General features: G+C 68.1%; 11 protein-coding genes. 10 read left to right on the forward strand and 1 reads right to left on the reverse strand.

All coding sequences use genetic code 11. The annotated features are described in order from the left end of the window. The first annotated feature begins 1 nt into the window (after window position 1). The 6 genes from EX20_RS08910 to EX20_RS08935 all read left to right on the forward strand — a co-directional run bounded on the left by EX20_RS08910 (window position 2) and on the right by EX20_RS08935 (window position 7,230). Window positions 2-928, forward strand: coding sequence for a sugar ABC transporter substrate-binding protein (locus EX20_RS08910; protein ID WP_011884459.1), 927 nt, complete (start codon window positions 2-4; stop codon window positions 926-928). A gap of 68 nt (window positions 929-996) precedes the next feature. Continuing rightward, window positions 997-2,571 (forward strand): sugar ABC transporter ATP-binding protein, encoded by a 1,575-nt coding sequence (locus EX20_RS08915; protein WP_034193308.1) that lies wholly within the window; start codon window positions 997-999, stop codon window positions 2,569-2,571. A gap of 27 nt (window positions 2,572-2,598) precedes the next feature. Beyond that, on the forward strand, window positions 2,599-3,624 hold the full coding sequence (locus EX20_RS08920) for an ABC transporter permease (RefSeq protein ID WP_034193309.1): 1,026 nt from the start codon (window positions 2,599-2,601) through the stop codon (window positions 3,622-3,624). Between the two features lie 128 nt (window positions 3,625-3,752). Further along, a complete protein-coding gene (locus EX20_RS08925; protein ID WP_011884463.1) occupies window positions 3,753-4,766 on the forward strand; it encodes a bifunctional inositol 2-dehydrogenase/D-chiro-inositol 1-dehydrogenase in 1,014 nt (337 codons plus the stop codon). Between the two features lie 151 nt (window positions 4,767-4,917). After that, window positions 4,918-6,090, forward strand: a complete 1,173-nt coding sequence (locus EX20_RS08930) for a Gfo/Idh/MocA family protein (protein WP_034193310.1) — start codon at window positions 4,918-4,920, stop codon at window positions 6,088-6,090. Window positions 6,091-6,345: 255 nt separating this feature from the next. Then, entirely contained in the window at window positions 6,346-7,230 is an 885-nt protein-coding gene (locus EX20_RS08935) for a MurR/RpiR family transcriptional regulator (protein WP_014722874.1), read from the forward strand. Window positions 7,231-7,294: 64 nt separating this feature from the next. Here EX20_RS08935 and EX20_RS08940 read toward each other — a convergent pair whose 3' ends face one another. Further along, window positions 7,295-8,815, reverse strand: a complete 1,521-nt coding sequence (locus tag EX20_RS08940) for a CoA-acylating methylmalonate-semialdehyde dehydrogenase (protein WP_034193311.1) — start codon at window positions 8,813-8,815, stop codon at window positions 7,295-7,297. 107 nt (window positions 8,816-8,922) lie between these two features. Between EX20_RS08940 and EX20_RS08945 the strand changes: the two genes are divergently transcribed. The 4 genes from EX20_RS08945 (at window position 8,923) to EX20_RS08960 (ending at window position 12,042) form a co-directional block, all read left to right on the forward strand. Next, the gene (locus EX20_RS08945) at window positions 8,923-9,858 is read left to right on the forward strand and encodes a LysR family transcriptional regulator (protein ID WP_011884472.1); all 936 of its coding nucleotides are present in this window, start codon (window positions 8,923-8,925) and stop codon (window positions 9,856-9,858) included. 364 nt (window positions 9,859-10,222) lie between these two features. After that, window positions 10,223-10,450 carry a sulfurtransferase TusA family protein gene (locus tag EX20_RS08950; protein ID WP_011884475.1) on the forward strand — a complete coding sequence of 76 codons (228 nt, stop codon included), beginning with the start codon at window positions 10,223-10,225 and terminating at the stop codon, window positions 10,448-10,450. A 215-nt stretch (window positions 10,451-10,665) separates the two neighbouring features. Then, window positions 10,666-11,058, forward strand: a complete 393-nt coding sequence (locus EX20_RS08955) for a hypothetical protein (protein WP_051974417.1) — start codon at window positions 10,666-10,668, stop codon at window positions 11,056-11,058. A gap of 279 nt (window positions 11,059-11,337) precedes the next feature. Then, entirely contained in the window at window positions 11,338-12,042 is a 705-nt protein-coding gene (locus EX20_RS08960; protein ID WP_011884479.1) for a response regulator transcription factor, read from the forward strand. The last annotated feature ends 22 nt before the right edge of the window (window positions 12,043-12,064 follow it).

The following is a 12,064-nucleotide window of genomic DNA, read 5'->3' on the forward strand; positions in this document are numbered from 1 at the left end:
CATGAAGACCAAGCTGATGGCCGCCGCGGCCGCCGCGATCCTGGCGATGCCGCTCGCGCATGCCGAGAAGATCGGCGTGACGATGGCATCGTTCGACGACACGTTCCTGACGATCCTGCGCAACAGTATCAGCGACGCGGCGAAGAAGGACGGCGCGACGGTGCAGATCGAGGACGGCGGCAACGACGTCGGCAAGCAGTTGAGTCAGGTGCAGAACATGATCGCGCAGAAGGTCGACGCGATCATCGTGAACGCGGTCGACACCGACGCGACGCCGAAGATCACCAAGATGGTGACGGCCGCGAAGATCCCGCTCGTCTACGTGAACCGCAAGCCGGTCGACTTCGACAAGCTGCCGGCCGGCGTCGCGGTGGTCGCGTCCGACGAGAAGCAGTCGGGCACGCTGCAGGCGCGCCAGGTGTGCAAGCTGCTCGGCGGCAAGGGCGACATCCTGGTGCTGATGGGCGAGCTGTCGAACGAGTCGGCGCGCGCGCGCACCAAGGACATCGAGGACGTGATCGCGACGAAGGAATGCGCCGGCATGAAGATCGTCGACAAGCGCGAAGGCAAGTGGAGCCGCACGCAGGGCCAGGACATCACGATGAACTGGCTGAGCTCCGGCGCGAAGTTCGATGCGATCGTGTCGAACAACGACGAGATGGCGATCGGCGCGATCAACGCGCTGAAGGCCGCGCGCAAGCTGACGCCGAAGACGGTCGTCGCGGGCATCGACGCGACGCCCGACGGGCTCGCCGCGATGAAGAGCGGCGACCTGAAGGTGTCGGTGTACCAGAACGCGGCCGGGCAGGGCGCGCAGGCGGTGGCCGCCGCGCTCAAGCTCGCGAAGAAGCAGCCGGTCGAGCGCTTCGTGAACGTGCCGTTCGAGCTGGTCACCCCCGAGAACATGAGCCAGTACGCGAAGCACTGACCGGTTTTTCCGCTGAATTGCGCGTGCCCGGCCGGTCCGGGCGCGCGTGCGACTTGCGAGGAACGTCCATGTTTACTGCCAGGATGGCGCGCTCGATGGCCAGCGAAAGCGCGCCGGCCGCGTCGGCGCCCGCATCGGCCGGGCCTGCTGCGGCCGCGTCCGACTGCCTGCTCGAAGTGCGCGGCGTCGGCAAGTCCTTTCCCGGCGTCGTCGCGCTCGACGGCGTGCAGTTCCGCGTGCGGCGCGGCACCGTGCATGCGCTGATGGGCGAGAACGGCGCGGGCAAGTCGACGCTGATGAAGATCATCGCCGGCGTCTACACGCCCGACCGCGGCGAGATCCTGATCGACGGCGAGCCGGTCGTGCTGAACGGGCCGCTCGATGCGCTCGAGCGCGGCATCGCGATGATCCATCAGGAACTGAACCTGATGCCGTACATGACGGTCGCGGAGAACATCTGGATCCGCCGTGAACCGAAGAACCGCTTCGGCCTGATCGATCACGCGGAGCTGCGCCGCCGCACGGCCGCGCTGTTCGAGCGGCTGTCGATCGACATCGACCCGGAAGCCGACGTGCGCACGCTGACCGTCGCGAGCCGACAGATGGTGGAGATCGCGAAGGCCGTATCGTTCGACTCGGACGTGCTGATCATGGACGAGCCGACCTCCGCGCTGACCGACAAGGAGGTCACGCACCTGTTCCGGATCATTCGGCAGCTGCGCGAGCAGGGCAAGGGCATCGTCTACATCACGCACAAGATGAACGAGCTGTTCGAGATCGCCGACGAGTTCTCGGTGTTCCGCGACGGCCGCTACATCGGCACGCACGCGTCGAGCGACGTCACGCGCGACGACATCATCAGGATGATGGTCGGCCGCGAGATCACGCAGATGTTTCCGAAGGAGACGGTGCCGATCGGCGACGTCGTGCTCGCGGTGAAGAACCTCGGCGTCGACGGCGTGTTCCGCGACGTCAGCTTCGAGCTGCGCGCGGGCGAGATTCTCGGCGTCGCGGGGCTGGTCGGCTCGGGCCGCTCGAACGTCGCCGAGGCGCTGTTCGGCGTCGTGCCGGCGACCTCCGGCGAGATCCTGATCGACGGCAAGCCGGTGCGCATCGCGACGCCCGCGCAGGCGATGAAGCACGGCATTGCGTTTCTCACCGAGGATCGCAAGGACAGCGGCTGCTTCCTCAATCTCGACCTGCTCGCGAACATGGAGGCGGCGGTGCTCAGCAACCGCTACGTGAAGTTCAATTTCGTGCAGCAGGCGCAACTGCGGCGCGATTGCGAGGCAATGAGCCGGATGCTGCGCGTGAAGGCGCCGGGGCTGCACGAGGAGATCCAGAACCTGTCGGGCGGCAACCAGCAGAAGGTGCTGATCGGCCGCTGGCTGTTGACGCAGCCGCGCATCCTGATCCTCGACGAGCCGACGCGCGGCATCGACGTCGGCGCGAAGGCCGAGATTCACCGGCTCGTCAGCGCGCTCGCCGCGAAGGGCGTCGCCGTGCTGATGATCTCGTCGGAAATGCCGGAGGTGCTCGGCATGAGCGATCGCGTGATGGTGATGCACGAAGGCCGGATGACCGGCATCGTCGAACGCAAGGACGCCGACCAGGTCCGCATCATGGACCTCGCGTCGCGCTGACCTGCAATCAAGCATGGAGACAAACAGATGGGCAACCTGAATCCGGTCGCGGACGCGCAGTCCATGACGATCAAGACGCGGCACGCGAAGTGGCCGCCCGAGCTGAGCATCTTCCTGGTGCTGGTGGGCATCAGCCTGTTCTTCGAGGGGATCGGCTGGCTCGTCGTCGGCCAGAGCTTCCTGTTCAACGCCGAGCGGCTCGAGATCATTGTGCTGCAGATGGCCGTGATCGGCATCATCGCGGTCGGCGTGAACCTCGTGATCATCACGAGCGGGATCGACCTGTCGTCGGGCTCGGTGGTCGCCGCGGCGGCCGTCGTGTCGGCGAGCCTCGCGCAGGTGTCGGACTTTCCGCGCGCCGTGTTCCCGCATCTCACCGACCTGCCGATCGTCTGGCCGGTGCTCGCCGGCGTGTGCGTGGGGCTGCTGGTCGGCCTGCTGAACGGCTCGCTGATCGCGCTGACCGGCATCCCGCCGTTCATCGCGACGCTCGGCACGATGGTCGCCGCGCGCGGCTTCGCGAAGTGGTTCACCAACGGGATGCCGGTGTCGATGCTGACCGACCAGTTCGCGGCGATCGGCGCGGGCGCGAACCCGGTGATCATCTTCGTCGTGGTGGCCGCGATCTTCCACGTCGTGCTGCGCTACACGCGCTTCGGCAAGTACACGTATGCGATCGGCGCGAACCGCCACGCGGCCGTCGTGTCGGGCATCAACGTGACGCGCCATCTGGTGTTCGTCTATGCGATCGCGGGGCTGCTGAGCGGCATCGCCGGCACGGTGACGGCCGCGCGGGCGATCTCCGGGCAGTCGGGCATGGGCGTGATGTACGAGCTGGACGCGATCGCGGCCGTCGTGATCGGCGGCACGTCGCTGTCGGGCGGCCTCGGCCGCGTGACGGGCACCGTGATCGGCGTGCTGATCCTTGGCGTGATGACGTCGGGCTTCACGTTCATCCGCATCGACGCGTACTACCAGGAGATGGTGAAGGGCGCGATCATCGTCGCGGCCGTGATCGCCGACCAGTATCGCAACAAGAAGTCGCGCCGCTGAACGGCGGCATGCGAGGCCGCATGCGTGCGGCGCGCCGCGCAACGGCTTCGGCGCGGCGCGCAGATCGACGATCGAACCGGCGCGGCACGGGCCGCGCCGTTGAACAACGATAGACCGGAGATAACAGGATGACCTTGCAAATCGGCGTGATCGGCTGCGGCGCGATCGGCCAGGACCATATCCGCCGGCTCACGCGCACGCTGTCCGGCGCGCGCGTGGTTGCCGTCAACGACATCGACCCGCAACAGGCGCGCGACGCCGTGACGAAGTACGGGCTCGACGCGGAGATCTACGGCGACGGTCACGACGTCGTCGCGGCCGCGGACGTGCAGGCGCTGCTCGTCACGTCGTGGGGGCCGACGCACGAGGCGTTCGTGCTCGACGCGATCGCGCACGGCAAGCCGGTGTTCTGCGAGAAGCCGCTCGCGGTGACGGCCGACGGCTGCATGCGCATCGTCGAAGCCGAAGTCGCGCACGGCAAGCGGCTCGTGCAGGTCGGCTTCATGCGGCCTTACGACGAAGGCTATCGCGCGCTCAAGCGCGTGATCGACAGCGGCGAGATCGGCGCGCCGCTGATGCTGCATTGCGCGCATCGCAACCAGTCGGTCGGCGAGCGCTATACCACCGACATGGCGATCACCGACACGCTGATCCACGAACTCGACGTGCTGCGCTGGCTGCTCGGCGAGGACTACGCGAGCGCGCAGGTCGTCTACCCGAAGAAGACGCGTCATGCGAGCGCGCATCTCGCCGATCCGCAGATCGTGCTGCTCGAAACCGTGAGCGGCGTGCGCATCGACGTCGAGATCTTCGTGAACTGCCAGTACGGCTACGACATCCAGTGCGAGGTGGTCGGCGAAAACGGCATCGCGAAGCTGCCCGATCCGCCGGCCGTCGGGCTCAAGCATGCGGCGCGGCAGTCGGTCGAGATCATGACCGACTGGAAGGAGCGCTTCATCGCGTCATACGACGTCGAGCTGCAGGCGTTCATCGACGGCGTGCGCGCAGGCGCGCTCACGGGGCCGTCCGCGTGGGACGGCTACGCGGCCGCGGTCGCGGCCGATGCGTGCGTGCGCGCGCAACGCAGCGCGGCGGTCGAGCCGATCGCGATGGCCGAGCGGCCGGCGTTTTATCGCGGCTGAGCGGTGGGGCGGCGCGGGCGTGACGGAGTGAGCGGCGTGCTGCCGCTGCGTCGATGCCGATGCAGACGTTGACGCGAGCGACTCGCGCCCGCAGTGTCGCGCCCGGCTCACCGCGCTTCAGCACAAGAACACGAACAGGGACACGACAATCATGATCGACGGACAGCTTGTGCTCGGCCATTCGATCCGCTGGGGCATGGTCGGCGGCGGGCTCGGCAGCCAGATCGGCTATAGCCACCGGTCGGCGGCGCTGCGCGACGGCAGCTTTCAACTGGTTGCGGGCGCATTCGATCTCGACGCGGCGCGCGGCCGGCAGTTCGGCGTGAAGCTCGGCGTCGACGCCGAGCGCTGCTATCCGGACTACCGGACGATGTTCGACGCGGAAGCGCAGCGCGCCGACGGCATCCGCGCGGTGTCGATCGCGACGCCGAACAACACGCACTTCGAGATCTGCCGGGCCGCGCTGAACGCGGGGCTGCACGTGGTCTGCGAGAAGCCGCTGTGCTTCACGACCGACGAGGCGCAGGCGCTGCAGCGGCTGTCGGTCGAGCGCAACCGGATCGTCGGCGTCGCGTACGGCTATGCCGGCTACCAGATGATCGAGCAGGCGCGCGAGATGATTGCGCGCGGCGATCTCGGCGAGATCCGCATCGTGCAGATGCAGTTCGCGCACGGCTTTCACAGCGACGGCGTCGAAGCGGCGAGCGCGGCCGCGCGCTGGCGCGTCGACCCGAAGTTCGCCGGGCCGAGCTACGTGCTCGGCGACATCGGCACGCATCCGCTGTACCTGTCCGAAGTGATGGCGCCTGAGCTGAAGATTCGCCGGCTGATGTGTTCGCGGCAGAGCTTCGTGAAGAGCCGCGCGCCGCTCGAGGACAACGCGTTCACACTCATGGAGTACGACACCGGCGCGATCGGCTACGTGTGGTCGAGCGCGGTGAACGCGGGCTCGATGCACGGGCAGAAGGTGCGCGTGATCGGCTCGAAGGCGAGCGTCGAATGGTGGGACGAGCATCCGAACCAGTTGCGCTATGAAATCCAGGGGCAGCCGGCGCAGCTGCTCGATCGTGCAATGGGCTATCTGCATCCGCACGCGTTACGCGAAGACCGCATCGGCGCCGGGCACCCCGAAGGGCTGTTCGATGCGTGGTCGAACCTGTATGCGCGTTTCGCGCTCGGGATGGACGCGACCGATCGCGGCGATGCGCAGACGTTGCGGCAGATTCGTTTTCCGGACGTCCATGCGGGCGTCGAAGGCGTGCGGTGGGTCGAGAACTGCGTGCGCTCCGCCGACGCGGGCGGCGTGTGGGTCGACTATCGTTGAGCGGGGGCTTGTGCTGTCCGTGCAGGCGGCAGGTCGGTAAACGCCCCGATCTTTACGCGCTGGCGCTGGCGTTGGACAATCGTTTCGAACGACGCCGCCGGTCGCAGGCAGCAGACGATCGAGCGCGTGGGAGCGGGCGTGCGGCGCGGCCCGTGCCGCAAACGTGATTAAATTCGCCCTTCATGCAGGTATTCAGTGAAGCCCCGGGCCGCGTGCGCAAGCCGCGCATCGGGGCCGTCAACTTCGCGCCATCCGATGACTTCATCCGAGAAACCTCCCGCCACCGTCGAGCAGTTCATGCAGCATCTGACGCAGGAATACGACGGCCTCAGCAATCGCCTGAAGGCGATCGCGCGTCATGTGGAAACGCATCGGGACCAGCTTGGGCTCGAAGGCATCCAGTCGCTTGCGCAGGCGTGCGGCGTGCAGCCGTCGGCCGTCGTGCGCTTCGCGAAGCACTTCGGCTTCTCCGGCTTCTCCGAGATGCAGCGGCTGTTTCGCGAGGGGCTCGCGCAGCAGATCGCGCCGGGCCGCGCGTACAACCTGCGCGTGCGCGACGTGATCGAATCGGGCTCGTCGAGCCTGCAGCCCGAGCAGATCGCCGACGAGTTCATCAAGGGCAGCATCGCCGGGATGCAGCAGCTGCGGCAGACGCTCGATCCGCAGGCGCTCGCGCAGGCCGTCGAGCTGCTCGCCGACACGCAGGCGATCTGGATCGCCGGCTCGCGCCGCGCGTTTCCGATCGCCGTCTATCTCGACTACGCGCTGCAGCACACCGACAAGCGCATCGGGCTGTTCAGCGCGCTCGGCAGCATGCATCTCGGCCAGATCCGCTCGGTGCGCGAAGGCGACGTGATGATCGTGATCTCGTTCATGCCGTATGCGGAGGAGACGGTGCAAGTCGCCCAGGAGGCCGTCCAGCGCGGCGCGCGCGTGATCGCGATCACCGACAGCCGGATGAGCCCGCTCGCGCGCGACGCCGAGGTCACGCTGATGGTGCAGGACAGCGCGACGTTCGGCTTTCGCGCGCTGACCGCGACGATGGGCCTCGCCCAGAGCCTGTTCGTCGCGCTCGCGTACCGGCTCGAGCTGTCGTACCGGCCGACCGCCGACGGCGCGCACGGCACGAAGGCCGGTTGAGTCCGACTGCCGGTGCGCCGCGCGCCGTCCGCCGGACGCAGCGGCGCAGGGCGCACCGGCCGGCTTACTTCGCGGTCGGCATCGCGAATTCGGCGCCCTTGCCGATGCTCGACGCCCAGCGCTGCATCACCGACTTCTGGCGCGTATAGAAGCGCACGCCTTCTTCGCCATAAGCATGCATGTCGCCGAACAGGCTCTTCTTCCAGCCGCCGAAGCCGTGCCACGCCATCGGCACCGGAATCGGCACGTTGATGCCGACCATGCCGACCTGGATGCGCCGCGCGAATTCGCGCGCGATGCCGCCGTCGCTCGTGAAGCATGCGACGCCGTTGCCGAATTCGTGCGCGTTGATCAGGTCGACCGCCGCGCCGAAGTCCTTCACGCGCACGCAGCCGAGCACCGGCCCGAAGATCTCTTCCTTGTAGATGCGCATGTCGGGCGTCACGTGATCGAACAGCGTGCCGCCGGTGAAGAAGCCTTGCTCGCGGCCCGGCACGCGCAGCCCGCGGCCGTCGACCACCAGTTGCGCGCCTTCGCTGACGCCTTGCTCGATGTAGCCTTCGATGCGCTTGAGCGCTTCGCCGGTGACGATCGGGCCCATCTCGACTTCGGGCGACATGCCGTCGCCGATCACGAGCTTGCGCGCCCGCTCCGCGACGGCCGGCACGATCCGGTCGGCCACGTCGCCGACCAGCACCGCGATGCTGATCGCCATGCAGCGTTCGCCGGCCGAGCCGTAGGCGGCGCCGATCAGCGCGTCGACGGCCTGCTCGAGGTTCGCATCGGGCATCACGACGAGATGGTTCTTCGCGCCGCCGAGCGCCTGCACGCGCTTGCCCGACTGCACCGCGCGCTGCTGCACGTAGGCCGCGATCGGCGTCGAGCCGACGAAGCTGACGGCCTGCACGTCCGGATGATCGAGCAGCGCGTCGACCGCGCCCTTGTCGCCCTGCACGACGTTGAACACGCCGGCGGGCAGGCCGGCCTGGGTGAGCAGGTCGGCCATGAACAGCGCGGCCGACGGATCGCGTTCGCTCGGCTTCAGCACGAACGTGTTGCCCGTCGCGAGCGCGACCGGGAACATCCAGCACGGCACCATGCACGGGAAGTTGAACGGCGTGATGCCGGCGACCACGCCGAGCGGCTGGCGCATCGTCCAGTTGTCGATGCCGGTGCTGACCTGGTCGGTGAAGTCGCCCTTGAGCAACTGCGGCACGCCGCAGGCGAATTCGATGATGTCGATGCCGCGCGCGACTTCGCCCTGCGCATCGGAGAACACCTTGCCGTGCTCGGCCGTGATGATTGCCGCGAGCGTGTCGCGGTGCTCGTTCATCAGCTGCAGGAAGCGATGCAGCACGCGCGCGCGGCGGATCGGCGGCGTCGCGGCCCACTCGGGGAACGCGGCATGGGCCGACACGACGGCGCGCTGCACTTCGTCGCCGTCGGCGAGCGCGACGCGGCGCACGGCGCGGCCGAGCGCCGGATTGAGGACGTCCTGGAAGCGGCCGCTGCGGCCGGCGACGGGCGCGCCGTCGAGGTAGTGGCCGACGTCGGCGTCGGACGTGTAGGCGGGAACCGGGTTCATCGTGTCTCCTGGGGGATGGGGGTACGACGGCTAGTCTAGGCAAAGCGGCGGGGCGGGAGAAGGCCGCGAAACTTGATTCACTGTTCAGAATTCTGAATAATCGGCGGATGAATCAGCAAAATGTCCAGGCGCTCTGGCCGCATATCCATTCGTTGACGGTGCTGGCCGCGGCCGGCAGTTTCACGGCCGCCGCGCAGCGGCTCGGCATCAGCAAGGCCGCGATGAGCCAGCGCATCGCCGATCTCGAGAAGGCGGCCGGCGTGCCGCTCGTGCGGCGCACGACGCGCAGCGTGCGGCTCACCGACGCCGGGCAGACGCTGGTCGACAGCACGCGCGACGCGTTCGAATCGATCGGCCAGCACTTCGCGCGCGTGAAGGAGCTGGCCGGCGAGCCGCGCGGCCTGCTGCGCGTGACTGCGCCGGTCGCGCTCGGGCGTCAGCAGGTCGTGCCGCACCTGCCCGATTTTCTGCGGCAGCATCCGGGCGTGCAGATCGAGCTCGACCTGTCCGACCGGCTGCATTCGCTGACGCAGGAGGGCTTCGACCTCGCGATCCGCCACACCACGACCGCGCCGCAGACGCACGTGGCGTGGAAGCTGTGCGACACGCGCTCGCTGCTGGTCGCGAGCCGCGACTACCTCGATGCGCGCGGCGCGCCGCGCCATCCGTCCGAACTGGTCGATCACAGCTGCCTGTGCTACCTGCGCGACAACGAGCCGGCCGCGTGGAGCTTCGAGCCGCACGGCCGGCGTCGGCAGCGCGTGAGCGTGCCGGTGCGCGGCAGTTTCGCGGCGAACAACAGCGAGGCGATGCGCGAGGCGGCGCTCGGCGGCCTCGGCATCGCGCTGCTGCCGGATTTCAGCGCGCAGCGCGACCTCGACGCCGGCCGGCTCGTCGCGCTGCTCGACGGCTGGCGGCCGTCGGGCGCGTTCGGCGACCACATCTTCGCGATCCGGCCGTACAGCGCGGTCGTGCCGAGCGCGGTGCGCGCGCTGGTGCGGCACCTGCGCGAGCGGCTCGCGGGCGGATTCGGCGGCGCTTGAGGGGCGATCGGGTCGGGCCGTCGCCGGGCAGCCGGTGAGCATTCGGCGGCATACCGACGTCCAGCCGACGTCCAGCCGACGTCCAGCCGACGTCCAGCCGACGTCCAGCCGACGACCAGCCGACGACCAGCCGACCACCAGCCGACCACCAGCCAACCACCAGCCAACGGCCAACCGACGTGCATTCGACGGCCAATCGACCACCGACCGACAAGACCCTCGACAGCCACCCGCCAAACCCCCATCACCCCCACACCGCGCGAGCGCCCATTGCCGCCCCCCGCAGGCGCCCACACGCGCGCTGCGGTAAAATCGCCGCTTCCTCCCGCGCCCGTGTGGCGCGTCATTCGAAGGTCGACAGCCGATGCAGATTCACAAGGAAGTGGACGCGCGCGGGCTCAACTGCCCGTTGCCGATCCTGCGCGCGAAGAAAGCGCTCGCCGATATGGAAAGCGGGCAGATCCTCAAGGTGCTCGCCACCGATCCGGGCTCGCAGCGCGATTTCGCCGCGTTTGCGAAGCAGACCGGCAACGAGATCGTCGACGTGACGACGCAGGACAAGACTTTCGTGTTCCTGATGCGCCGCCGTTGACGGCCGCGCATCACGCGCCTCTCACGGCATCCGGGGCGGGCGGTGCGCCCACGTCTCGCCGTCTCTGACAATTCTTAAACCTCGTCCCGCGGCCGCTTGCGTATACTGGCGCGGCCGGTCGTCCGTCTCGGACCGATGCGCCGGCCGCGGTACGTCATACGAGGCAGGCACGGGGGCCATGCCCGACGCGACCGTCGTACCAACGGGGAAAGGACATGTCCTTCAGACCAGGGACCATTCGCAGTCCATCCGGTTCGGAACGCAGCGCGCCGGAGTCGAGCCGGATCGAGCTCGACCCGCGCCGGGATCGCCACGCGCGTGCCGCGCTGGAGGCGTATGCCGATTCGGCCGCAGCCGAGATGCCATGGCTTGCCGAATCGCTCGACGAACAACTACGCGACGCCGCACGCGGCGATCACACGGGAGCAACGTATTGCGGCGCGACGATCGAACGCGTGTTCGAGCTCGCGCACGCGTGGGCAGCCGGGCAGCCCGACTATGCATCGACGGCCTGGGAGCGCGTGCGCGCGCAGCTGCAACGGATGCTGCAGGAGCCGGCGCCGGGCGCGCCAGCCGCGTTGGCCGCCCACATGGCGGGCGCCGATTAGCCGATTCACCGACTGATTGCGCGAGCGGGCGCGCAGAACGATTATTCGAATAATGGGCCGTGGGCCGCGCAATTTCCCGGCAGATTTCGTACTACTATGACGAAATCGCCGATTGGTCCGCGCCCCATTTTCGAGATGGCGGGCAAGGCGACGCGTCTCGCGCGTTGCGCGGGCGGTCAACGGCGGTTCGCCGGCCGGAGTCCGAAGTCGCGTGTGCTACGCGGCGGGCTGAACGTGCAGAGCCGGGCTGGACGAACCGATTTGGATTTGCGGGGTGTTATGAGAATTGCTGTACTGGATGACGATCCGGCCCAGACGGATTTTGTCAGTCAAACGCTGACGGCCGCCGGCCACACGTGCTACGCGTTCAAGGAAGGCAAGGCTCTGAAGAAGCGTCTGCAGCGAGAGACGTTCGATCTGCTCGTGCTCGACTGGAACGTGCCGGACATGTCGGGTGAGGAAGTGCTCAAGTGGGTGCGCGAGAATCAGACCGAGCACACGCTGCCGATCATCTTCATGACGAGCCGCGACGACGAAGCCGGCATCACGCAAATTCTCAACGCGGGCGCCGACGATTACGTGGTCAAGCCCGTGTCGGGCCCGATCCTGCGCGCGCGCATCGGCTCGCTGCTGCGCCGCGCGTATCCGGTCAATGCCGAGGCGGCCATACGCGAATTCGACCAGTTCCGCTTCGACGTGAACCTGAAGCAGGCCTACGCGGGCGACAAGCCCGTGAGCCTCACGCAGAAGGAGTTCGAGCTGGCGCTGCTGCTGTTCCAGCACCTCGACCGGCCGCTGTCGCGCGCGCACATTCTCGATCTCGTCTGGAAGCAGGCGACCGACATTCCGTCGCGTACGATGGACACCCACATCTCGATGCTGCGCACGAAGCTCGGCCTGCGGCCGGAAAACGGCTACCGGCTCGCGCCGATTTACGGCTACGGCTACCGGCTCGAACGCGTCGGTCACGGAGAACCGGAGTGATCGCACGCATCCCGCAGCGCCC

The organism is Burkholderia sp. WP42, from assembly GCF_000745665.1.
GTDB classification, from domain to species: domain Bacteria; phylum Pseudomonadota; class Gammaproteobacteria; order Burkholderiales; family Burkholderiaceae; genus Burkholderia; species Burkholderia vietnamiensis.